At 46.4% G+C, this 22,328-nt stretch carries 20 protein-coding genes; 8 read left to right on the top strand and 12 right to left on the bottom strand.

The window, feature by feature from the left end; all coding sequences use genetic code 11:
• Position 1 precedes the first annotated feature (1 nt).
• The 8 genes from hprK to B0G85_RS07235 all read right to left on the bottom strand — a co-directional run bounded on the left by hprK (position 2) and on the right by B0G85_RS07235 (position 5,570).
• Positions 2–988, bottom strand: a complete 987-nt coding sequence (gene hprK / locus B0G85_RS07270; RefSeq protein WP_100379948.1) for an HPr(Ser) kinase/phosphatase — start codon at positions 986–988, stop codon at positions 2–4.
• Positions 988–1,446: a PTS sugar transporter subunit IIA gene (locus B0G85_RS07265; RefSeq protein ID WP_100379781.1), complete on the bottom strand. Its 459-nt coding sequence runs from the start codon at positions 1,444–1,446 to the stop codon at positions 988–990. The genes hprK and B0G85_RS07265 overlap by 1 nt, the downstream gene beginning before the upstream one ends.
• 27 nt (positions 1,447–1,473) lie before the next feature.
• Positions 1,474–1,803: a ribosome hibernation-promoting factor, HPF/YfiA family gene (gene hpf, locus B0G85_RS07260; RefSeq protein ID WP_100379780.1), complete on the bottom strand. Its 330-nt coding sequence runs from the start codon at positions 1,801–1,803 to the stop codon at positions 1,474–1,476.
• 201 nt (positions 1,804–2,004) lie between these two features.
• Complete coding sequence (gene lptB, locus B0G85_RS07255; RefSeq protein ID WP_100379779.1) at positions 2,005–2,772, bottom strand: LPS export ABC transporter ATP-binding protein; 768 nt, start codon at positions 2,770–2,772, stop codon at positions 2,005–2,007.
• Positions 2,769–3,341: a lipopolysaccharide transport periplasmic protein LptA gene (lptA, locus tag B0G85_RS07250; RefSeq protein ID WP_198508753.1), complete on the bottom strand. Its 573-nt coding sequence runs from the start codon at positions 3,339–3,341 to the stop codon at positions 2,769–2,771. The genes lptB and lptA overlap by 4 nt, the downstream gene beginning before the upstream one ends.
• On the bottom strand, positions 3,338–3,928 hold the full coding sequence (gene lptC / locus B0G85_RS07245; RefSeq protein ID WP_232725980.1) for an LPS export ABC transporter periplasmic protein LptC: 591 nt from the start codon (positions 3,926–3,928) through the stop codon (positions 3,338–3,340). Before lptC ends, lptA begins: the two co-directional genes overlap by 4 nt.
• Before the next feature lie 64 nt (positions 3,929–3,992).
• Entirely contained in the window at positions 3,993–4,565 is a 573-nt protein-coding gene (locus tag B0G85_RS07240) for a KdsC family phosphatase (protein ID WP_100379777.1), read from the bottom strand.
• A 12-nt stretch (positions 4,566–4,577) separates the two neighbouring features.
• Positions 4,578–5,570 (bottom strand): KpsF/GutQ family sugar-phosphate isomerase, encoded by a 993-nt coding sequence (locus tag B0G85_RS07235; protein ID WP_100379776.1) that lies wholly within the window; start codon positions 5,568–5,570, stop codon positions 4,578–4,580.
• 11 nt (positions 5,571–5,581) lie between these two features.
• Between B0G85_RS07235 and B0G85_RS07230 the strand changes: the two genes are divergently transcribed.
• Complete coding sequence (locus B0G85_RS07230; protein WP_100379946.1) at positions 5,582–7,564, top strand: monovalent cation:proton antiporter family protein; 1,983 nt, start codon at positions 5,582–5,584, stop codon at positions 7,562–7,564.
• A 26-nt stretch (positions 7,565–7,590) separates the two neighbouring features.
• On the opposite strand, the gene uvrA is transcribed toward B0G85_RS07230, so the two are convergent.
• Positions 7,591–10,485: an excinuclease ABC subunit UvrA gene (gene uvrA / locus B0G85_RS07225; RefSeq protein WP_100379775.1), complete on the bottom strand. Its 2,895-nt coding sequence runs from the start codon at positions 10,483–10,485 to the stop codon at positions 7,591–7,593.
• Positions 10,486–10,522: 37 nt separating this feature from the next.
• Here uvrA and B0G85_RS07220 point away from each other — a divergent pair, with 37 nt between their 5' ends.
• Together B0G85_RS07220 and ssb are read left to right on the top strand one after the other, a co-directional pair.
• Positions 10,523–11,701: an MFS transporter gene (locus B0G85_RS07220; RefSeq protein ID WP_100379774.1), complete on the top strand. Its 1,179-nt coding sequence runs from the start codon at positions 10,523–10,525 to the stop codon at positions 11,699–11,701.
• Between the two features lie 40 nt (positions 11,702–11,741).
• A complete protein-coding gene (gene ssb, locus B0G85_RS07215) occupies positions 11,742–12,197 on the top strand; it encodes a single-stranded DNA-binding protein (RefSeq protein ID WP_100379773.1) in 456 nt (151 codons plus the stop codon).
• Between the two features lie 60 nt (positions 12,198–12,257).
• Here the strand turns inward: ssb and queF are convergent, their stop codons facing one another.
• Genes queF through ilvA form a run of 3 tightly spaced genes read right to left on the bottom strand, consistent with a single transcriptional unit; the run spans position 12,258 to position 15,566 of the window.
• Positions 12,258–13,085, bottom strand: a complete 828-nt coding sequence (queF, locus tag B0G85_RS07210) for an NADPH-dependent 7-cyano-7-deazaguanine reductase QueF (RefSeq protein ID WP_100379772.1) — start codon at positions 13,083–13,085, stop codon at positions 12,258–12,260.
• Between the two features lie 37 nt (positions 13,086–13,122).
• The gene (locus tag B0G85_RS07205; RefSeq protein ID WP_100379771.1) at positions 13,123–14,046 is read right to left on the bottom strand and encodes a 5'-nucleotidase; all 924 of its coding nucleotides are present in this window, start codon (positions 14,044–14,046) and stop codon (positions 13,123–13,125) included.
• Complete coding sequence (gene ilvA, locus B0G85_RS07200; protein WP_100379770.1) at positions 14,046–15,566, bottom strand: threonine ammonia-lyase, biosynthetic; 1,521 nt, start codon at positions 15,564–15,566, stop codon at positions 14,046–14,048. The genes B0G85_RS07205 and ilvA overlap by 1 nt, the downstream gene beginning before the upstream one ends.
• A 133-nt stretch (positions 15,567–15,699) precedes the next feature.
• Between ilvA and B0G85_RS07195 the strand changes: the two genes are divergently transcribed.
• The 5 genes from B0G85_RS07195 to B0G85_RS07175 are packed head-to-tail and all read left to right on the top strand — an operon-like array spanning position 15,700 to position 22,323.
• A complete protein-coding gene (locus B0G85_RS07195; RefSeq protein WP_100379769.1) occupies positions 15,700–19,542 on the top strand; it encodes a DUF3683 domain-containing protein in 3,843 nt (1,280 codons plus the stop codon).
• Complete coding sequence (locus B0G85_RS07190) at positions 19,542–19,931, top strand: gamma-butyrobetaine hydroxylase family protein (RefSeq protein WP_100379768.1); 390 nt, start codon at positions 19,542–19,544, stop codon at positions 19,929–19,931. Before B0G85_RS07195 ends, B0G85_RS07190 begins: the two co-directional genes overlap by 1 nt.
• Complete coding sequence (gene ubiE / locus B0G85_RS07185) at positions 19,931–20,674, top strand: bifunctional demethylmenaquinone methyltransferase/2-methoxy-6-polyprenyl-1,4-benzoquinol methylase UbiE (protein ID WP_100379767.1); 744 nt, start codon at positions 19,931–19,933, stop codon at positions 20,672–20,674. Before B0G85_RS07190 ends, ubiE begins: the two co-directional genes overlap by 1 nt.
• A 56-nt stretch (positions 20,675–20,730) precedes the next feature.
• Entirely contained in the window at positions 20,731–21,654 is a 924-nt protein-coding gene (locus B0G85_RS07180) for a Tim44 domain-containing protein (protein ID WP_100379766.1), read from the top strand.
• 51 nt (positions 21,655–21,705) lie between these two features.
• A complete protein-coding gene (locus B0G85_RS07175) occupies positions 21,706–22,323 on the top strand; it encodes a ubiquinone biosynthesis accessory factor UbiJ (RefSeq protein WP_100379765.1) in 618 nt (205 codons plus the stop codon).
• The last annotated feature ends 5 nt before the right edge of the window (positions 22,324–22,328 follow it).

Raw genomic sequence — 22,328 nt, 5'->3', positions numbered from 1 at the left:
ATTAAATCAGGCGTCCTTGCAATTTAGTGGACTCAGCTTCTATAGTCATCTGCAAGCGCTGGCGTTCAATAAACTCCTTAAGGGTATCGATGCCGCGTAATTGCAAAATCGTATTGCGTACCGCTGCCTCGACTAGAACAGCTAAGTTTCTTCCTGCAGCCACTTGAATTTTGACAGTTCTGATGGGAACACCCAGAACGTTAATGTGTTGCGTTTCTAGTGGCAGGCGTTCAAACTCTCCATCGTTGCGGCGAACTAGCTGAACGATCAGACGTAATTTCAACTTGCGCCGCACGGCAGTTTCGCCAAAAATCGTCCGAATATCCAATAAACCCAATCCGCGTACTTCTAGTAGATTGCGCAGGATGACTGGACAACGGCCTTCAATGTAATCCGGTCCAAGGCGTGCAAAATCTACTGCATCATCCGCGACCAAGCCATGACCTCGGGAAATGAGCTCTAAGCCTAGCTCACTTTTTCCTAAGCCTGATTCTCCCGTGATCAACACGCCTAAACCAAGGATGTCCATAAATACACCATGCATAGTGATCTGTGGTGCGCCAATCTTAGTCAGATAGGTGCGCAAATGATCAATTACCTCGGCAGCAGAAATAGTAGTTGTGAACAAGGGTGTTGAGGATCTTTGGCAAAACAGCTGAAGGTCCGCATCAGCCGCCTTGCCATCAGCCACAATCACACAGGGTGGCGTTTTGGAAATGAGGCTGGCAATTTGATCTTGTCTTTGTTTTTGGTCTAACTCTGCGTGATAAACGACTTCTTGTTCCCCAAAAATCTGAATTCGACTGGGATGAATGAGGTTCAAGTGGCCAACTAAGTCTGAGCTAGCTGCAGCGGCTTTGACAGCCTCTGGTGGAAAGGTGCGGTCAGCCCCCTCAAGCCCCCTGACCCAAGAGAGTTTCAACTCTGACACATTGTCGTCAAAGATTTGCTGGGCAGTCACTCCCGCTAGCAGGAGTGGTTGCGTCATCATGCTGAGCCCCAAGATTGCAAAAGATTGCAAATCTTTTTTGGGTCATCTTCAGAGGCGAGTGTCTTGCGTGCACCTGGATCTGAAAGCAATTGCGCAATCGAGGACAAGATCTCAAGGTGTTGCTGGGTCGCTTTTTCAGGCACCAACAAAAAAATCAGAATAGAAACAGCTTCGCCATCAGGGGAGGCAAAGTCAATCGGCTCTTGGAGTTTAAAAAAGGCTGCAATAGGTTGCTTCAAGCCTTTAACGCGGCCATGTGGAATGGCAACACCAGCACCCAGTGCGGTGGAGCCCAGATCTTCGCGTGCATTGAGAAAGGCTACTATCGCATCAGCTTCAAGACCTACTTGGGTAGAGAAAAGTTGACCTACAGCCGCAAATGCCTCGGCCCGGTTAATGCAGGGGCTGTTTAAGGCAATGCGGTCTATAGTAAAAAGATCAGTCAGGGCATTCATAGTCAATGATTATAGGTGCCCTGATAATTAAGATTGCTCAAAGCTTTTTTCGTGGTGATGATTTTGAATTTTTTCTTTATGCTTCACCACTTGGCGTTCTAGTTTCTCGACCACCGAGTCCATAGCGTGATACAGATCAGCATGGTGTGATTGAGCAAAAAGCTCCTTACCCTTCAGATGGAGTGTAATTTCAGCAGTTTGCCGTAAATCTTTTTCTTTAGCGTTATCCACGATAAGAAAGGCAGACGCATCGAGAACGTGATCAAAGTGCTTACGAATTTTGGCTAACCCAGCTTCAAGATGGGTACGCATTGCTGGGGAAACTTCGACATGACGGCTATTAATCTTTAAATTCATCAGCAGCTCCTATTCAAATCAAAATGCATGCGCAAAGCATCAGCCGGGGTGCGCAGCGAGCCCCTGTAAAGTGGTATTGATTTATTGGAAAGTAAATCTCATGAACCTCCAGCGTATCAGCGATTTTGCTGAAAACCAAGGGGGTATCGAGTATTTCTATTAAATAAATGTTTTTAATGACTCAAATACATCGAGACCATCTTACATACGGAAGTTTTCGCCTAGATAGACTCTTCTGACGGCATCGTTTTCAATAATGTCATCGGGTTTTCCAGCAGCCAGTACGCTACCTTCGCTAATGATGTAAGCATGGTCACAAATACCCAGAGTCTCTCGAACATTGTGATCTGTGATGAGGACGCCAATCTGACGATCTCTCAAGAAACGCACAATTCGTTGAATTTCTCCAACGGCAATAGGGTCGACACCAGCAAAGGGCTCATCAAGCAGAATGAACTTCGGTTGTGAAGCAAGTGCTCGGGCTATTTCTACTCGTCGACGCTCTCCCCCAGATAACGAGAGTGCGGGGTTATTACGTAAATGGGTAATTTGTAGTTCACTCAACAACTCGTCAAGGCGGTGTTCAATCTCAGCCTTACTTAAACGCTTGCCAGCCTGAACTTGTAACTCCAGCACAGCCTGAATATTTTCAGCGACATTAAGCTTTCTAAAAACAGAGGCTTCTTGGGGAAGATAGGACAGGCCCATACGGGCCCGCTCATGAATAGGTAGATGGGTGATATCAGTACCATCCAGAATGATGCCTCCTCCATCCAGAGGCACCAATCCCACAATCATGTAAAACGAAGTAGTTTTACCAGCTCCATTAGGGCCGAGCAATCCAACGACTTCACCACACTTCACCTCGATTGACACATTTTTTACTACCGTGCGTGAGCCATAGCGTTTTTGAAGGTGTTGAGCGCTTAGCGTTGGGGTCTTTTGCTGTTTACTGGAATCCGTGGTCATTTCTCTAGTGTAGCTTTTCTTCGTGGTGAAAGGATTGCTCTGGCAAGAGGTAAGTCTGCTGCATTAGCATTAGGTGGCGGGTAGACTTTATAAGCTTGCTGAACATCATCATAGTCAATTTTCCATCCCCGCAATTGGTCAAGCATTTGCATGTTCAAAAGGCGTTTTAAGCTTGCATCACCAGTCAATGTGAGTAACTCAGTTTTTGCGTTATAGAGAACGCCTTGACCGCTCCCTTGCATAAACTCATCCGTAGGTCCTTCCCGCCTTTGTCTAAAGCTGGCAGTAGATTGAGTATTACCTTGCACATCAACATACTCATAGCCTTCAGGATCTACTTTGATATTTCCTTTTTCACCTTTAATAAGGATGCTACCTTTAGTAAGGAGTACCTCCCCCTCTAGGTCATAAATCTGTTGTACATCATTGACGGAGACTTTCTCAGCCTCTAAGACAATTGGCTTATCTTGATCTGCTTTTTCAGCATAGGCGCTTGGGATGGAAAAGCTAAGTAATATTAAAAGGGTAGCGATTATTTTGGCTACTGACATGATCTTCAGGAGCTTCATGGCTGCGCCCCTGATTGAATGCGCTCAATACGTCCCTTCACATTCCCAGAAAGCGTCATACTTTGCTCAATATTATTGAAAATACCGCCATCATTCGAGTGCAGCACGGATACACCTTGTTCCAAGGTAATCGGCTTGTCCGTTTCGATCACATCGTCATTAATAAATACCTTGAATGAGGCGGAGCGGGCTAGCATGCGCGGTCTTGCCGGCTCAGAGCCCGATACAGTTTGAGCAGGGCGAAAAATTTCAGCGTTATTCAGTAGATCCAGAATAGTCAGATCACCATCAAGATGACCGAGATCTGCCTTTACAGTGACTGGTGACTTTTCCGGAGGGAAGAGGCGCATCCGTGGAGTTTCAATGTCAATAGAAGCATCATCATCGTAGTGGATTACTTTTTTGCCCAGGATTCTGTATTTGGTATTTCCTAACTCATCCAAGGCAGAGAGCGTTCCATTTTTGATAATGTAGTCAGGCTCATGAAGGCGAACACGCTCTATTGCAGATTTATCTGTCGCAGAACTTTGCCTGACTAACCAAAAAGTGACCAAAGTAATCAGGCCTAACAATATTAGTGGCATCATCCGCAACAAGTTGCGAAACAGATTGATTTTAATTTTATGAGGGTGAAGTAGCATCAGAAAAAACTTAAGCGCGGGCCTGATCAAGTAATTCTTCGTAGCGGTTTTGCGCTTTCAGAATAAGGTCACATATTTCGCGCACAGCACCACTACCGCCAGATCTTGTAGTCACATAATGCGCAGCTTCTTTGACGGCATCATGAGCTTGAGCGGGACATACCTTAAGCCCTGCAGACTTCATCATTTGAAAGTCGGGCCAATCATCACCCATTACCGCACAATCTGCATGCTTGAGCCCAAGTGATTGCAAAATACTATCTAAGGCTAAAGCTTTATTTTCAACACCCATGAGGACATGTTCAATACCCAGCTCTTCACAACGTCCAAGAACCATCTTTGAGCTTCGCCCAGTAATGATTGCTGTCGCAATGCCGATCTTTTGCAGTAGCTTAATTCCCAACCCATCTTGAATATCAAAAGCTTTGGTGAGCTCCTTACCGTTTTCACCGATAAATACTTGACCATTTGTGAGGACACCATCCACATCAAGCACTAATAATTTAACCTGGCCAGCTCTCTCCCAGGCTTGTGGGTATTGGGTTGATGGGTTTGTTTTGTGAGGGGTAAAGGCGCTTGGCATAGACTTGGTAGATTAAATTACTTTGGCTGCAAATAGATCATGCAGATTGAGGGCGCCCAATAAAGTGCCATTCGGATTGGTAACCACTAAGTGATTGATTCGATGTTTTTCCATCATCTCAATTGCCTCTTCTGCCAAAAGTTCGGGCGGAATGGTTCGCGGCTGAGAGGTGATTGCATTTTTTAGTGAGAGTCCATCGAGATTTGTGCTTTTTTCAAGTAATCGACGTAAGTCACCATCCGTAAAAATGCCGGCTACCTTTTTGTCGTCATCTAAAGTGACCACCATGCCCATGCGCTTTGCAGTCATCTCTAACAGGGCGGCATGTAGCGAGGCAGTAATAGCAATCTTAGGGGTTTCGTCAAATGTACGCATGACTTCGCTAACATGCATCAACTGCTTGCGCCCTAGGCGTCCACCAGGATGTGAGCGTTGAAAATCTTCAGCCAAAAAGCCACGTGCATCAAGTAAAGCAACGGCTAGAGCATCTCCCATAGCGAGTGCTGCAGTAGTGCTACTAGTAGGCGCTAAGTTCAGAGGGCACGCCTCTTTTTCAACGCTCGTGTCGAGATGGGCATCCGCTAATTTAGCGATTGAAGAATTTGGTGCCCCAGTAAGTGCAATCAGCTTTGCACCAGTACGCTTCACAATCGGTACGATTGTGAGGAGTTCATCCGTTTCACCAGAGTTAGATAATGCAACAAAGACATCATCACGAGTGACCATACCTAAGTCCCCATGACTAGCTTCGGCGGGATGGACAAAAAAAGCTGGTGAGCCAGTTGAGGCAAACGTGGCAGCAATCTTGCGGGCAATATGTCCAGACTTACCAATCCCAGACACGACGATCCGGCCTTTGCAAGAGTGCAGAAGATCTATGGCCAGTACTAGGGCGTCCGCATTAACGCCCTCTAGGCGATCACGCATTGTTATTAGTGCAGCAGCCTCAATAGTGAGGGTATCGCGTGCGAGCTTTAGGGTTTGGTCACGATTCTTAGCTATCATTGGGTGAGTATATGCCGTCAGTCCTTCAATTAACGCTCATCTTATTAGCCTCCGCAGTGGCTGGAGTAGTTATTTTCCGCTATTTTGGGCTTCCGCCTATTTTGGGCTATTTAGCTATAGGTGTCTTAATTGGTCCTCACACCCTAAATTTAGCCAATGATTCGGCGACTGTGAAGTATTTAGCGGAGTTTGGTGTCGTTTTTTTGATGTTTTCGATCGGGCTGGAATTTAATCTTCATAAATTGAGGGCTATGCGCTCAATCGTATTTGGTCTGGGGGGCAGCCAGGTCATCTTGACGATGTTATTGGCGGTTCCCGCTAGCCTGCTACTGAACTGGGCGTACCCCATCTCTTGGCAGGCAGCCCTTGCTCTTGGGGGTGCTTTGGCAATGTCCTCAACAGCTATCGTGACTAAGTTGATTTCTGATCGCTCTGAAATAGAAACAGAGCATGGTCGCAACATCATTGGTATTTTGCTATTTCAGGATTTAGCGGTTGTTTTTCTGCTTATTTTGCTACCTTCCCTAGGTAAGAATCCTGAGGACCTGGTCATTGCTCTGACTACGGCATCTATCAAAATTACTGTTGCCCTTACCCTCATTTTTGTTATTGGCCAAAGTCTGATGAGCCGCTGGTTTGGTTTGGTGACCAAATTACGCTCTCAAGAGCTATTTATGCTCAATCTCTTGCTGATCGTGCTGGGTATGGCTGCGTTAACAGAGCACTTTGGTTTGTCCTTAGCGTTAGGCGCTTTTTTAGCGGGAATGTTAATTTCGGAAACACCTTACCGTCACCAGGTTGAGGAGGACGTTAAGCCATTCAGAGATGTTCTGCTGGGCCTTTTCTTTATAACGGTAGGGATGTTGTTGGATTTTAGGGTAATTCATCAGCAGTGGCCTCTCGTCTTGCTCCTGTTAATTGGTCCTCTGTTCTTTAAGTTTGGATTAATTGCTTTATTAGCACGTGCCTTTGGCTCAAGCCCAGGCATTTCTATTCGAACTGGCTTATGTCTAGCGCAGGCAGGTGAGTTTGGTTTTGTACTTTTAACGCAAATTGATGGCCTTGATTTAATTGATCCTGCATTAAGTCAGGCGGTACTAGCTGCCATGCTGCTTTCCATGTTTGGCGCACCTTTTTTAATTCAATACAGTGACCGCATTGCGATGCGGTTCTCTTCGAGCGAGTGGTTATTGCAATCACTCGCATTAACTCGCGTAGCCGCCAAAAGTGTCCGTACTGAAAACCATGTTCTCATTTGTGGGTTTGGTCGTTCAGGCCAAAGTCTGGCACGGATGCTCGATCAGGAAAAAATCCCTTACCTTGCTTTAGATATGGATCCTGAGCGGGTCAAAGAAGCTGCCGCCGCAGGCGATAATGTCGTTTATGGCGATGCCAGCAGAGAAAACTATTTGGTTGCGGCGGGGCTCGCAAGAGCAAAGGCTGTTGTGATTACTTACGCTGATACACCGGCGACACTAAAAGTGTTGCACCAAGTAGAGCGTTTGCGTCCTGGCATGACAAGTTTAGTGCGCACTAAAGATGACGCGGATTTAGCAAAGCTTCAGGCAGCAGGTGCCACTGAAGTTGTTCCGGAATTGATTGAGGGTAGTTTAATGATGGCCTCTCACGTGCTGCTAATGATGGGCGTTCCAATGCGAAAGGTAGTGCGGCGCATTACTACTGCTAGGGAGGCCCGCTATAGTTTGTTACGAGGTTATTTCCGAGGTGCGGCAGATGATGATTTTGGGTCTAACGAATCTTGGCGCTTACATTCTGTTACCTTATTACCCGAATCTGTCAGCATTGGTAAAACGCTCGATGAATTGCATCTTGAAAATGAAGGCGTTAGTGTGCAGGCCGTTAGAAGAAAGTTAGGCGGCTCTGATTACGTCAAATTAGAGCTGAGCCCTGAATTACGTTTGCAGGCTAATGACATTTTGGTGCTTTCAGGCAATTCAGAAGCGACTGATTTAGCCGAATCTAAATTGCTCTGATAAGCGAACTTCAACAGTTTCTGTAATTATTTTTTCTTTTTAGTAGCTACTGCTGGTGTCTTTCGAACGAGTAGTGGCGCTAAGTAATGACCCGTAAAACTGGCCTTGTTTTTAGCGACCTCTTCGGGTGTCCCAGTAGCAATAATTTGCCCGCCACCGGCACCGCCTTTAGGGCCTAAGTCAATAATCCAGTCAGCAGTCTTAATCACGTCTAGGTTGTGCTCAATGATCACAATCGTATTGCCTTGCTTCTTCAGTGTTTGCAAAACCGTCAGTAGTAGCTGAATATCATGGAAATGTAGACCTGTTGTTGGTTCATCCAGAATGTACAAAGTTCTGCCGGTATCACGCTTAGAGAGCTCCAACGAAAGTTTGACCCGTTGTGCCTCGCCGCCCGAGAGGGTAGTAGCGCTTTGGCCTAATTTGACATAGCCAAGGCCAACATCCAAAAGTGTTTTGAGTTTGCGTTTAACAATAGGTACTGCCTCAAAGAAATCATGGGCTTGTTCGATAGTCATCGATAACACTTCATGAATATTCTTCCCTTTATAGCGAATATCCAAAGTTTCTCGGTTGTAACGTTTTCCATGACAGACGTCACAAGGTACATAGACGTCGGGTAAGAAGTGCATCTCTACCTTAATAACGCCATCACCTTCACAGGCATCGCAACGACCCCCTTTGACGTTAAAGGAGAAGCGTCCTGCTTCATAGCCGCGTTCACGAGAGGCGGGTACGCCGCAAAAGAGTTCGCGAATGGGGGTAAATAAACCAGTGTAAGTGGCTGGATTAGAGCGGGGTGTCCGACCAATTGGTGATTGATCTACGCTGATAACTTTATCAAAATGCTCTAGGCCTTTAATAGCATCATGTGCTGCAGGCTCTGCATTAGAGCCATAGATATGATGCGCAACTGCATGATGTAGGGTGTCATTAATGAGGGTAGATTTACCTGATCCTGAAACACCAGTAACGCAAGTCAATAAACCAACTGGAATTTGTGCGTGGACCGATTGCAGATTGTTACCGCGGGCCCCGATAATTTCTAAGAAGCGATCATTTACGGGGATTCGTTTTTCGGGAACAGCAATCCACTCACGTCCAGATAGGTAGGCGCCTGTTAATGATTTGGGATTGGCCTCTACCTCGGCAGGCGTACCTTGAGCTACTACCTCACCACCATGGACGCCGGCACCAGGGCCAATGTCAATCACATAGTCTGATGCACGAATCATGTCTTCATCGTGCTCGACAACCAGAACGCTGTTGCCTAAATCGCGTAGGTGCTTTAGTGTGCCGATGAGGCGATCGTTATCACGTTGATGTAAGCCAATGGATGGTTCATCTAGTACATACATGACTCCGGTAAGGCCAGAGCCAATCTGGGATGCCAGACGAATACGTTGCGCCTCTCCGCCTGACAGGGTATCGGCACTTCGCTCTAGGGAGAGGTAGTCTAGACCCACATCATTTAAAAATCGTAAGCGTGAGCTAATCTCAATCACGATTTTGTCAGCGATTTCTCGTTTAGCACCTTTTAAGGCTAGCACTTCAAAATATTCTTTTGCTTCTTTTAGGGGCAGGGCACTGATTTCAAAAATGGCGCGGGACTGTTTACCTTCGCCCACCTTCACAAAACGCGCCTCTTTACGCAAACGACTACCCTTACACGCCGGGCAGGTTTGTACATTTTGGTAGCGAGCTAATTCTTCGCGTACGGTGGCAGAGTCTGTCTCTCGATAGCGACGTTCAAAGTTCGCAACAATACCTTCAAAAGCATGCTCGCGAACGCTATTTTTACCGCGCTCGTTAATATATTCAAATGGAATAGTGGCGTCACCCGAGCCCAGCAAAATTAGATCTTGTTGTTTCTTATTGAGCGTCTCGAATGGTTTTTCAACATCAAAGCCACCATGCTTGGCAAGCGTCTGCAAAAGCTTAAAATAGAACTGATTACGGCGGTCCCAACCTTTAATGGCACCCGATGCCAGTGATAAGTCAGGATGAGCAACAATCCGTTTGGGGTCAAAGAAAGACTGGTGACCTAAGCCATCACATGATGGGCAGGCTCCCATCGGATTATTAAATGAGAAGAGACGTGGCTCTAGTTCTTGCAAAGAGTAAGAGCAGACCGGGCAAGCAAACTTGCTCGAGAAAATCATCTCTTTACCAGTGTCCATATTAACAATCATGGCCTTTCCCTCAGCCAGACGAAGGGCTGTTTCAAAAGACTCGGCTAGGCGTTGCTGGATATCGGGACGTACTTTAATTCGATCAACTACTACTTCAATAGAATGCTTCTCGTTCTTTTTGAGTTCGGGGAGTTGATCTACTTCAAAGATTTCAGCTTTGGCGGTATTCGTTGTGCCGCCGCCAGAGCGCACACGAAAGCGAACAAAGCCTTGAGCTTGTAAGTCCTGAAACAGGTCTACAAACTCCCCTTTACGTTCTGCTACTACCGGGGCCAAAATCATCAGCTTGGTATCTTCGGGCATCGATAGCACCGTATCGACCATTTGAGAAACGCTTTGCGCTTCTAGAGGGAGATCGTGTTCAGGGCAATGTGGTGTGCCGGCACGGGCAAACAGTAGTCGTAAATAGTCATGAATTTCGGTAACGGTGCCCACGGTGGAACGTGGATTATGACTAGTGGCTTTTTGCTCAATAGAAATCGCGGGAGAAAGGCCCTCAATCGTATCAACGTCTGGCTTTTCCATTAATTGTAAAAACTGGCGGGCATAAGCAGACAAAGACTCTACATAGCGGCGCTGGCCCTCTGCATAAAGCGTATCAAAAGCTAGCGAGCTTTTACCTGAACCAGATAGCCCAGTGAGGACAACCAGTTTTTCTCTAGGAATATCTAAATTGATATTTTTGAGGTTGTGCGTGCGCGCACCGCGGATCTTAATTTCGTTATTCATGATTTTTTAGCGTAACTTGTTAATATAGTCCTTTCCTATGAATCCTTCCGAACTTCGCTCTACTTTGGCCTTAGCAGGCATCTTTGGCCTTCGTATGTTGGGCTTATTTTTGCTGTTACCGGTATTTAGCATTCACGCTCGAGGCTTGCCTGGGGGCGAGCATGCGCTCTGGGTAGGGCTGGCTCTAGGGATCTTTAACATTGTTCAAGCGTGCTTTTACATTCCTTTAGGCAGGCTTTCGGATCGCATTGGGCGTAAGCCGGTGGTCCTATGGGGTTTATCTTTATTTGTTGCTGGTGCTCTTATTTGCGCCGCAAAGGATGATTTACTCTGGATTGCGATTGGCAGGGGAATTATGGGTGCAGGGGCAGTTTCAGCAGCTATTTCTGCTTGGGTGGCCGATCTTACGCGGGAGCAGGTGCGTACACGTGCCATGGCGCTGGTTGGCGGCAGTATTGCCCTCTCATTTGCTTTATCGCTAGTGATTGCAGCGCCGATCTACCGGGTGATCAGTTTGAGCGGTATTTTTGTCATACTAGCGTTGTTGGGTGTTGGGGCAATGCTTGTTACCTACTACGTCTTACCGAGCACTAAGCCTACAGCTCGAATTGAGCAGGCAAGCTTGAGAGCGGTATTCTTGCGTCCTGAACTGATGCGACTCAATGCGGGCGTATTCGTTTTGCATGCCACTCAAGTAGCCATGTTTCTGGTGGTACCCCGTTTGTTAGTGCAGGCAGGGCTTCCGCTGGTAGCGCATTGGCAGGTGTATCTTCCAGTGGTTCTCCTATCTTTTTTCTTAATGGCCCCATTCATTATCTTTGGTGAGAAAAAGCAACAATTACGTAAAGTGATGCTGATGGCAATTATTTTATTGTTTATTGCTGAGTGCGCTTTTATTGGGGCTAATTCGGTCATGTCCATCGCCATCGCTTTATTGATTTATTTTGTCGGATTTAATCTGCTAGAGGCGTTACAGCCCAGCTTGGTTTCACGTTTTGCTAAAGAATCCAAAGGAACTGCTCTAGGGGTTTACAACACTACCCAATCGATTGGGCTCTTTACAGGGGCTGTAGCAGGGGGCTGGTTGATGGATAGCCAGGGAGATTTATCGGTCTTTGCCATGGGCGCAGCACTACTTTTATGCTGGCTTATAATTGCTTGGTCGATGCATGAACTGCCTGCTAGGGTGGTAGATACTGCAACGACATCATCGTAGCTTTATTCATTAATAGCATCATTTTTCTTCGGGAGACAACATGGCTTCGGTAAATAAAGTCATCATCGTAGGTAACGTTGGACGTGATCCAGAAACGCGTTATATGCCAAGCGGCGATGCGGTTACCAATATTTCAGTAGCGACCTCTGATCGTTACAAAGATAAACAAACTAGCGAGATGAAGGAAACCACAGAATGGCACCGCGTTGCGTTCTTTGGCAAGCTTGCTGAGATTGCTGGTCAGTATCTCAAAAAAGGTTCACAGGTTTACGTAGAGGGACGCTTACGCACACGTAAATGGACTGATGCTAGTGGTCAAGAAAAATACTCCACTGAAATTGTTGCAGATTCTATGCAGATGCTCGGTGGAAAGCCAGTAGGTGGCAGTGAAGGTGGCGGCGAAAGTTATTCTCGCTCAAAGCCTGTAGAGCACTCTGCCCCAGCATCTTCTAATGCCGCATCGCTAGGCGCAATGGATGATGATATTCCGTTTTAAATAGTATTTGCCCAATAAAAATCCCTTCTAGAATTTTTCTACAAGGGATTTTTTTATGGGCTACTGTCGAGCGTGTCGTGTATTTTCAGGCCAAGGTGCATTATGGTCTGTGCGAAAAGGGTTGATATCTAAACCACCCCTTCTGGTATAGCGGGCATAGACTGAAAGTTTTTCTGGCTTACATTGACGCTTGATATCAGTGAAGATAGTTTCAACGCAATGCTCATGGAACTCACCTAACTGTCTAAAACCAATGAGGTAGCGCAATAAACCTTCTTCTAGGATGGGGCGCCCTTGATAACGAATTTGAATGCTAGCCCAATCTGGCTGGCCTGTGACTGGGCAATTTGATTTAAGTAAATGAGACACTAGACATTGCTCAATAGGTCCAAAGTCTGCATTAACCTCTAGTAATGTCGAATCAGCAGCCAAGCTAGGATCGATTTCAATATCGAGACGATCCATTAAAACACCACTCATTTCTTGCATGCCTTTTTTAGCAATTGTTTCTGGGAGAAAAATGCGCGTTGCAATCTTGCTGCCAGCCACCCGAGAAAGATCGGTGATCAGTGTTTCGCGTAAGGCACTCTCATCTTCAAAACGCACGTTGTTCAGACTATTAAGATAGAGCTTGAAAGATTTAGATTCAATCATGTTCGGTGAATCTGCTGGTACCTGAAATTCTGCTAAAGCAATTTGGGGCTTCCCTTTTGAATTAAGCCAGCTTAACTCAAAAGCATTCCAAATATCCACACCAACAAAAGGAAGCGTTTGATTCTCTAAAAGCTTGAGCTTCAGGCGATTCTCCGCTCTAGAAATCGGGAACAAAACACTCGGATCATATTGATCGGGGTAAGCCGATTGCTGGCCTAAAGGTAATGTCGTCATACTATTATTTTCTTTAATCTTTTCAGTGCTTTATTTTTTAATTCTTTGGGTCTTCAGGCTTTTGGCGATTGGACACACCAGAAACAACGTGGCCTGTAGGTGCAACAGAGGCGGCAGACTGACAGTGACCGGTTTGATCATCAAAGAAAAAGTCTGGCTCAAATTCACGGAGAAACTCGCTTTTAGCAAGGCCGCCTAAGAACATCGCCTCATCTACATCAATGCCCCAGGCCATTAAGGTGCGGATGGCACGTTCATGTGCGGGGGCAGAGCGTGCCGTTACTAGTGCAGTGCGAATACGCATTCCCTGCTCACTAGTAGTACGCTGTAAGCGATGAAGTGCTTCTAGTAATGGCTTGAAGGGGCCAGGCGGCAGAGGGATTGCAGCATTCTTACTCTCGTGATCAACAAAAGCCAGCAGGCCTTTACTCTGAAACACTTGCTCTGCTTCATCTGAAAATAGGACGGCATCTCCGTCAAATGCAATACGGATTTCATGCGGGTGAGATTCTGCGGTTTTGCTTGATTCTGGGTAAACACGAGCAGCTGGAAACCCGGCATCAATCGTAGCGCGGACATCATCTTCATTTGCCGAAAGAAATAAGTTGGCATGTAAAGAGCGCAAATAGTGATAGGGAGCGCGACCTCTAGTAAATACTCCCCGCTCAAGGTGAAGGCCATGATGTTCAGCAGAGCGAAAGACGCGTAAGCCACTCACAGGGTCATTGCGAGAGAGAATAACGACCTCAACGCGTTGCTCACCCTCCTCGTTAAACGCTAAGAGTTTTTTTACTAATGGAAAGGCAACACCCTTTCGCGCAGCATTCCCTAGTCGATCTAATTGCAGCTTCATGTAAGCGCTGTCATCAGAAGATTCGAAGAGGCGATTCTCTTCTTCAAAATCAAAGAGGGCGCGAGAGGAGATCGCTACAACCAGTTTGCCAGTGAGTGAATAGGACATTATTTTAAGAAGAGACGGTAAGCAGGGTTATCGGTTTCATTCCAATGCGGATATCCCAAGCTAGCTAAAAAATGTTGAAATTGTTTTTGCTCATTCTTGGGTACCTGGATCCCTACCAAGATGCGACCATAATCAGCGCCATGGTTACGGTAATGAAAGAGGCTGATATTCCAGTTCGGTGCCATGCTGGTCAGAAATCTCATTAACGCACCTGGGCGTTCCGGGAATTCAAAACGGTATAGCAGCTCATCTTGAGCAAGGGCTGATCGGCCTCCGACCATGTGGCGTAGGTGGGATTTAGCTAACTCATCATGCGTTAAATCAATGGTCGAAAATTTTGCCTTACGAAAATGTTTTGCAATCTCGGTGCTATCCGTTGCTTTCTGTGTGGCAATGCCAATAAAAATATGGGCTTCACTTTGATCGGCGATACGGTAGTTAAATTCCGTCACGTTACGATTGCCCAATAATTCACAAAAACGTTTAAAGGAGCCACGTTCTTCTGGGATAGTGACGGCAAAAACAGCTTCACGGCTTTCACCTACATCCGCACGCTCAGCAACAAAACGCAGGCGACTAAAGTTCATGTTGGCGCCACAGGCAACGGCAACCAAGGTTTTCTTTTTGAGGCGATGTTTTTTAACATATTTTTTCATACCAGCAATGGCTAGAGCGCCAGCAGGCTCCAAAATACTGCGAGTGTCAGTGAAGACATCATTGATCGCCGCACAGATTTCATCGGTATCTACCGTAATAATGTCATCGACTACGCGCTTGCAAATACGAAACGTTTCTTTGCCAACCAGCTTTACCGCAGTACCATCGGAAAACAGACCAACATCTTTCATTTCAATGCGCTTATTGGCTTCTAGTGATCTTCTCATGGCATCTGAATCAACAGATTGAACGCCAATTACTTTCGTTTTTGGGCTTACAGCTTTGACATATTCACCAATGCCAGCAATTAAGCCGCCCCCGCCAATAGCTACAAAAATGGCATCTATCGGGGCTGGATGTTGCGCAAAGATCTCTAGGGCAATCGTGCCCTGGCCAGCGATGACATCAGGGTCGTCAAAAGGGTGAACAAAGGTCAATCCCCGTTTTTTCTCCAAAAGCTCAGAATATTGAAAGGCATCACTGTAGGATTCTCCATGTAGGATGACTTCAACCCAAGAGCCTCCTCGAGCCTTTACAGCATCAACTTTGAGGCTGGGAGTGGTTAGCGGCATAACGATCACAGCCTTGCACTTCATTTTGGCAGCTGCTAAGGCTACTCCTTGGGCATGGTTGCCGGCTGAAGCAGCGATTACTCCGCGTTTTAAGGCCTCAGGGGGTAAATTCACCATTTTGTTATAGGCGCCACGCAGTTTGAAAGAGAACACCGGCTGGTTATCCTCTCGTTTGAGCAAAATCTGGTTACCTAAGCGCTTGGTAAGTTCGGGGGCTAACTGGAGCTCTGTTTCTCTGGCCACATCGTAGACACGGGCCGATAAAATTTTCTTTAAATAGTTCGTTGCCATCTGTTGAGCGTACCATGAATGAGGCCTAAGCCCTTCAATTTGAAAGGGTTTATCCCTTTTGGCGATAACTTTCTGGGTTTCCTGCCAATATGAACTTCCTCAATTAAAATGTATATTTATCAGTTATGACGCTATGAACGCACCCTTAGGTTTAACCCAGTTATTGAACGCTGATGCGGGCTCTCCCCGCCTCCGCGAAATTCCTTACAACTACACCTCGTTTTCCGATCGTGAGATCGTGATTCGCCTGTTGGGTGAGGAATCTTGGCGTGTGCTGAATGATCTTCGTGGCGTTCGTCGTACAGGGCGCTCGGCTCGTATGCTATTTGAGGTGTTGGGTGATATCTGGGTGGTTCAACGCAATCCGTTTCTTCAAGATGATTTATTAGATAACGCGAATCGCCGTCAATTGCTCATTGATGCACTCTGGCATCGCCTTGGCGAAGTGAAGAAGCGATCTAGCGGCGAGTCAGCTGAGCAAGTGCAAATCTTATTGCAAGCTGCCCATGGTGCTGTAGAACGTTTTGAGCAAGGATTTAAAGAGGTTGCAGAAATTCGTAAGCGTGCTCTTAAGCTTCTGGGTCGGCATACTGCGACTGATAACATTTGCTTTGATGGCGTATCGCGCGCGGCACACGTTACAGATGCAACAGATTGGCGTGTGGAGTTTCCGTTGGTGGTATTAAAGCCAGATTACGAATCAGAAATCCCTGGTTTAGTAAAAGCCTGTATTGAGTTGGGCTTGACCATTGTTCCCCGTGGCGGTGGTACTGGCTATACCGGCGGTGCTATTCCGCTTTATGCGTTGTCAGCAGTCATTAACACTGAAAAGCTTGAGCAAATCGATGGCGTTAAAAGTAAGCGCTTGCCAGGCGTTGACCATGAGGTCTCGACCATTTTTACTGGTGCAGGCGTAGTGACTCGTCGTGTCGCAGACGCAGCAGATCGTGTCGGATTGGTATTTGCAGTGGATCCTACATCAGCTGATGCTAGTTGCATCGGCGGCAATATTGCCATGAATGCAGGCGGTAAAAAAGCAGTGCTTTGGGGTACTGCATTAGATAACTTAGCTAGTTGGCGGATGGTAGACCCAGAAGGTAACTGGTTAGACGTTGAGCGTCTTGACCATAATTTGGGAAAAATTCATGTAGTCGATCAGGTGCGCTTTCAATTAACCTGGTCTGATGGCTTAAGCGAGCCGGGTACACGTGTGCTCAAAACAGAAATACTAGAAGTTGCAGGTAAGAAATTTCGCAAAGAAGGTTTGGGTAAAGACGTTACCGATAAGTTTTTGTCCGGCTTACCAGGTGTTCAAAAAGAGGGCTGTGATGGCCTTATTACCAGTGCTACTTGGATCTTGCATCGCATGCCAACGTATATGCGCACTGTTTGTTTAGAGTTTTTTGGACAAGCCCGAGAAGCAATTCCTAGTATTGTTGAAATTAAGGCTTACCTCGATGGTTTAACTAAAGATGGTGGACCAATATTGGCTGGCTTAGAGCACTTAGATGATCGGTACTTACGAGCGGTGGGTTACTCGACGAAGTCCAAGCGCAACAGCATGCCAAAAATGGTTTTAATTGGGGATATTGCTGGGGATAACGAAGAGGCAGTAGCTGCAGCCACTAGTGAAGTGGTTCGCATGGCTAATCTTCGTGTAGGTGAGGGTTTTGTAGCCGTCAGTGCTGAGGCACGTAAAAAGTTTTGGTTAGACCGTGCCCGTACCGCGGCGATTGCACGCCACACCAACGCCTTCAAAATTAATGAAGATGTGGTGATTCCCTTGCCTCGCATGGGTGAGTACACCGATGGTATTGAGCGTATCAATATTGAACTATCTCTGAAAAACAAACTACAGGTTTTAGATGGTCTTGAATCTTTTCTCAATAAGAGTCCATTACCTCTGGGTAAGTCAACTGAAGAAGATGGCGATATCTCAACCGCAGAAATTTTAGGTGATCGCGTACAGCAGGCGCTTGAATTAATTGCTAATGTGCGGGCGCGATGGTCTGAGTGGTTAACTCAGATGGATATTTATTTTCCGGATTTGCAAAACTACAGTTTGCGTTCTTCTTGGAAATCAGAGGTACGCGCAGAGCTCAGAATCATTTTTGGCGGTTTGGCATTTAAACCGATTTTGAGTGAGCTAGAGGCCATTCATCAGAAGATCTTACGCAAGCGGGTTTTTGTGGCGCTGCATATGCATGCAGGTGATGGCAACGTTCATACCAATATTCCAGTGAACTCAGATGATTATGAGATGTTGCAAGACGCACATCGCTCTGTTGATCGCATTATGAAGCTGGCACGCTCTTTAGATGGCGTGATTTCAGGGGAGCATGGAATTGGTATCACGAAGTTAGAATACTTGACGGAAGAAGAGTTAAAAGATTTCCGCAGCTACAAAAATCGCGTGGATCCTGAGGGTCGATTTAATAAAGGCAAGTTAATGCCAAATGCTGACCTAAGCATGGCTTATACCCCTAGCTTTGGCTTAATGGGCCATGAGTCCATCATCATGCAGCAGAGTGACATCGGCGCGATTGCTGACAGCATCAAAGACTGCTTGCGTTGCGGTAAGTGCAAACCAGTTTGCGCAACTCATGTACCACGCGCTAACTTACTCTATAGTCCACGTGACAAAATTTTAGCTACTTCGTTGCTGATTGAAGCCTTCTTGTATGAAGAGCAAACCCGCCGCGGCATTTCGATACGACACTGGGAAATGTTTGATGACGTTGCAGCACATTGCACAGTTTGTCATAAGTGCTTGACACCCTGCCCAGTGAATATTGACTTTGGTGAAGTGTCGATGAATATGCGCAATTTATTGCGCAAAATGGGTCAGCAAAAATTCAATCCCGGCACGGCAGCATCCATGTTCTTTTTGAATGCGACTAATCCAGACACGATTAACTTGGCTCGCAAAGTCATGATTGGCTGGGGCTACAAAGCGCAACGCTTAGGTAATGACGTATTGCGCAAGTTTGCCCGTAAGCAAACGGCTCATCCACCGGCTACTGTTGGTAAGCCTGCGATAAAAGAACAGGTGATCTTCTTCATTAATAAGAAGATGCCCGGAAATTTGCCTAAGAAAACTGCTAGAGCCTTGCTTGATATTGAAGATGCAAACTACGTGCCGATTATTCGGGACCCAAAAACAACGACGGCAGATACTGAGGCGGTATTTTATTTCCCAGGCTGTGGCTCCGAGCGCTTGTTTTCGCAAGTAGGATTGGCAACACAAGCCATGTTATGGAATGTCGGCGTCCAAACAGTATTGCCTCCGGGTTATCTTTGCTGCGGATATCCTCAGCGCGGTAATGGTGATTTCGATAAAGCCGAAAAAATGATTACCGACAATCGGGTTCTTTTCCACCGCGTAGCGAACACCTTAAATTACTTAGATATCAAGACGGTAGTTGTTTCTTGTGGAACTTGCTATGACCAACTAGCGGGCTACCAGTTTGATCAGATTTTCCCTGGATGTCGCATTATTGATATTCATGAATATCTGCTAGAAAAAGGTGTGAAGCTAACAAATGTGACTGGGGTTAAATATATGTATCACGACCCATGCCATTCTCCGATGAAGTTGCAAGATCCTATGAAGACGGTCAATGAGTTGATACAGCAAGAAGATGGCAAGGCCATAGAGAAGAATGAGCGTTGCTGTGGTGAGTCGGGAACCTTGGCAGTGACTCGCCCTGATATCTCAACACAAATACGCTTTCGTAAAGAGATTGAAATGGAGAAGGGTGCCGATGCTTTGCGCGAAGGTAATTTCACGGGTGAAGTGAAGGTTCTGACTAGTTGCCCATCGTGTTTGCAGGGTCTCAGCCGCTTTGATGCTGATAGCGGAACTACTGCAGATTACATCGTAGTCGAGATGGCTCAGAAATTATTAGGCCCAGATTGGATGCAAGACTATGTTGCTAGAGCTAATCAAGGCGGTATTGAAAGGGTATTGGTTTAATGATTCCAACAAACATCGTGGTACACCAGCACTCTAAGGTTTTAGAGTTAACTTATCAGGATGGCCATGTATTTCGTCTACCGTTTGAATTTCTGAGAGTAGTGTCTCCCTCTGCCGAAGTCCAAGGACATGGCCCTGGGCAAGAGACTTTGCAAACGGGTAAGCGAGAGGTATTGATCGCCAATATTGAGCCAGTTGGTCACTACGCTATTAAACCCTCCTTTTCTGATGGGCATGACTCTGGTTTGTATTCTTGGGACTACCTTCAGTTTCTCTGTGAGCATCATGACTCTATATGGAAAGAGCATTTAGACAAATTAGCTGCCGCCGGTGTTGATCGAGATGCGCCAATGAATGTAGCTGGTGGAAAGTCCTGCGGTACCCACTGATGAGTAAAACGCATTTTGGATATCAGAGTGTCGATGAGACAGAAAAAGCTGGGAAGGTCGCAGAGGTCTTTCATTCGGTAGCAAGTAAATATGATGTGATGAATGACTTTATGTCATTCGGTTTACATCGCTTGTGGAAAAAAGTGACGATTGCCCGTGCCCAAGTTCGCCCTGGTCAAAAGGTTTTGGATATTGCCGGCGGAACTGGAGATCTTGCGGCGGCATTTGCTCGCGCAGCGGGTTGGGGTCAGAATCATGACGCACAAGTATGGCTAAGTGACATTAATGCATCCATGCTGGGAGTGGGCCGCGATCGTCAGTTAGACCAAGGCCTTGCTCTACCTTGTGTTCAATTTGATGCAGAAAAAATTCCTTTTCCGGATAACCATTTTGATGTTGTAACAGTCGCTTTTGGTTTACGCAATATGACCCATAAGGATGTTGCCTTGGGAGAAATGTGCAGGGTAATCAAGCCAGGGGGGCGAGTATTAGTTCTCGAATTTTCTCAACCCGATACTTTTCTGAAGCCTGCCTATGACGCTTACTCATTTAAGGTTTTACCTTGGCTGGGAGAAAAGATCGCCCAAGATGCTGAAAGTTACCGTTATTTGGCGGAGTCTATCCGTATGCACCCCGATGCACAAGCTCTGAAAGAGTTGATGTTGTCTGTTGGCTTTGATGAAGTCGATACCCATAGGATGACTGGGGGTATCGTTGCTTTGCATATTGGTATTAAATACTAATAGTCCTGATATTTTTAGCACTTAAGAATTAAAGCAGTTCCATAGGAGACAAAAAGATGAATAAGCATTTTTTCAAAGCGGTTGTAGTGAGTTTTAGTTTGTTATTTGCTTCTATTAGTCATGTAGATGCCGCTCGCCTTGGTGGCGGCAGAAGTATTGGCAAAGCTCCAAGTGCACCAATGCAAAAACAGATTGCCCCCACTCCAAAACCAGCGCAGCAGGCTCAACCAGCCGCTCCAGCGCCAGCCCCTGCTGCGGCCCCCAGCCGCTTTGGAGGCATGGGTGGTATTTTGGGTGGTTTAGCTGCAGGACTTGGGATTGGTTACCTGTTGTCCCATTTTGGCTTAGGCGATGCCGCCTCCTCCATGATTACTGGCTTACTGATAGCAGTGTTGGCAGGCTTTGTATTAATGTTTGTCATCAGAAAGTTGTTGCCCGCCCTTTCCGGTGCGGGCCGTAGCCCACAAGTACCGTCTCAGGGTATGCAGCGTAACCAAATGGATCAGGCGCCCAGACAAGAGCCCGCGTTTACACCGGCTGCCAATGCTTTTAGCGGTGCTGGTGTCATCGCTTCCGAGTCTGCGCCTGCACCATTCGCATCGACCTTGCCACCTGGGTTTGATGAGTACGCCTTTTTGGAAAATGCGAAACAATACTTTGTAGGCTTGCAAAAAGCCTGGGATAAGATGGATTTAGTTGCTTTGCGCGAGTTTGCGACTCCAGAGATGTTTGCTACGATTGAGCAAGATCTTTCAGGTCGTGCTGATGCCGCTAATCAAACAGAGGTAGTAACATTGAATGCTCAGCTTTTGGGCGTTGAGACCACTGACAATACCTATTACTGCAGTGTTCAGTTCTCCGGCATGATCCGAGAGCAAGCCGATGCACCTGCCAATAACTTTACTGAGGTTTGGAATCTCAGTAAGCCAGTAACGGGCCCAGGAGGTTGGGTACTGGCGGGTATCCAGCAGTTAGTTTAAGCTTAGGTACTTTCCACTGAAAGCCCGCACTTGTGCGGGTTTTTTACACTAATGAACACTATTTCTCCAACAACCCACTCTATTGCAGCAGCTACGGCCTGTCGTGGCATTAATCATGTACTGACTGCAGAGCCATGGGCTATGTCAGAGTTAGCTAGGCATGCAGGCAAGGTGATACTACTGAAACTTCCTGTAGGAGATTTATATTTTGAGTTGACACTCGAGGGCTTGCTGAGGGCTTCATCAGCTGTAGAGGGCCCCACCTTGGAGTTGTTAATATCAGCAGATGCGTTGACTGCATTAATGGGCAGCTCTGGAAGTTTTCGAGACCAGGCTATTAAGGCAGTACGAATTACTGGTGATGCTGATCTAGCCCAGCTGCTAGGTCGACTCGCTGGTCAGGTTCGCTGGGAGTATGAAGAGGATTTAGCGCGCTTTATTGGCGATGCTCCAGCACACTTTGCAGTACAGCAGAGTCAGAAGCTCATATTATCTGGACGTACTGCAGTAAGAGATCTACTAGAAAATGTGGTTGAGTACGTCAGCGAAGAAAAAAAGATACTTTTGAATAAGCAGGATTTTATGGTTCGCAAGAATGAATTAAGCGCTTTACGTGATGCGGTGGATCGCATGGAAAAACGTATTCAATTTTTAGAGAAAAAAGGTTAGTTCAC

Source organism: Polynucleobacter brandtiae (assembly GCF_002797575.1).
Lineage (GTDB): Bacteria > Pseudomonadota > Gammaproteobacteria > Burkholderiales > Burkholderiaceae > Polynucleobacter > Polynucleobacter brandtiae.
This window is presented reverse-complemented; position numbering and strand designations above follow the sequence as displayed.

Coding starts and splice junctions, on each gene's coding strand:
- hprK (WP_100379948.1), bottom strand. CDS start 988: ATGACGCAACCACTCCTGCTAGCGGGAGTGACTGCCCAGCAAATCTTT.
- B0G85_RS07265 (WP_100379781.1), bottom strand. CDS start 1,446: ATGAATGCCCTGACTGATCTTTTTACTATAGACCGCATTGCCTTAAAC.
- hpf (WP_100379780.1), bottom strand. CDS start 1,803: ATGAATTTAAAGATTAATAGCCGTCATGTCGAAGTTTCCCCAGCAATG.
- lptB (WP_100379779.1), bottom strand. CDS start 2,772: ATGACCACGGATTCCAGTAAACAGCAAAAGACCCCAACGCTAAGCGCT.
- lptA (WP_198508753.1), bottom strand. CDS start 3,341: ATGAAGCTCCTGAAGATCATGTCAGTAGCCAAAATAATCGCTACCCTT.
- lptC (WP_232725980.1), bottom strand. CDS start 3,928: ATGATGCCACTAATATTGTTAGGCCTGATTACTTTGGTCACTTTTTGG.
- B0G85_RS07240 (WP_100379777.1), bottom strand. CDS start 4,565: ATGCCAAGCGCCTTTACCCCTCACAAAACAAACCCATCAACCCAATAC.
- B0G85_RS07235 (WP_100379776.1), bottom strand. CDS start 5,570: ATGATAGCTAAGAATCGTGACCAAACCCTAAAGCTCGCACGCGATACC.
- B0G85_RS07230 (WP_100379946.1), top strand. CDS start 5,582: ATGCCGTCAGTCCTTCAATTAACGCTCATCTTATTAGCCTCCGCAGTG.
- uvrA (WP_100379775.1), bottom strand. CDS start 10,485: ATGAATAACGAAATTAAGATCCGCGGTGCGCGCACGCACAACCTCAAA.
- B0G85_RS07220 (WP_100379774.1), top strand. CDS start 10,523: ATGAATCCTTCCGAACTTCGCTCTACTTTGGCCTTAGCAGGCATCTTT.
- ssb (WP_100379773.1), top strand. CDS start 11,742: ATGGCTTCGGTAAATAAAGTCATCATCGTAGGTAACGTTGGACGTGAT.
- queF (WP_100379772.1), bottom strand. CDS start 13,085: ATGACGACATTACCTTTAGGCCAGCAATCGGCTTACCCCGATCAATAT.
- B0G85_RS07205 (WP_100379771.1), bottom strand. CDS start 14,046: ATGTCCTATTCACTCACTGGCAAACTGGTTGTAGCGATCTCCTCTCGC.
- ilvA (WP_100379770.1), bottom strand. CDS start 15,566: ATGGCAACGAACTATTTAAAGAAAATTTTATCGGCCCGTGTCTACGAT.
- B0G85_RS07195 (WP_100379769.1), top strand. CDS start 15,700: ATGAACGCACCCTTAGGTTTAACCCAGTTATTGAACGCTGATGCGGGC.
- B0G85_RS07190 (WP_100379768.1), top strand. CDS start 19,542: ATGATTCCAACAAACATCGTGGTACACCAGCACTCTAAGGTTTTAGAG.
- ubiE (WP_100379767.1), top strand. CDS start 19,931: ATGAGTAAAACGCATTTTGGATATCAGAGTGTCGATGAGACAGAAAAA.
- B0G85_RS07180 (WP_100379766.1), top strand. CDS start 20,731: ATGAATAAGCATTTTTTCAAAGCGGTTGTAGTGAGTTTTAGTTTGTTA.
- B0G85_RS07175 (WP_100379765.1), top strand. CDS start 21,706: ATGAACACTATTTCTCCAACAACCCACTCTATTGCAGCAGCTACGGCC.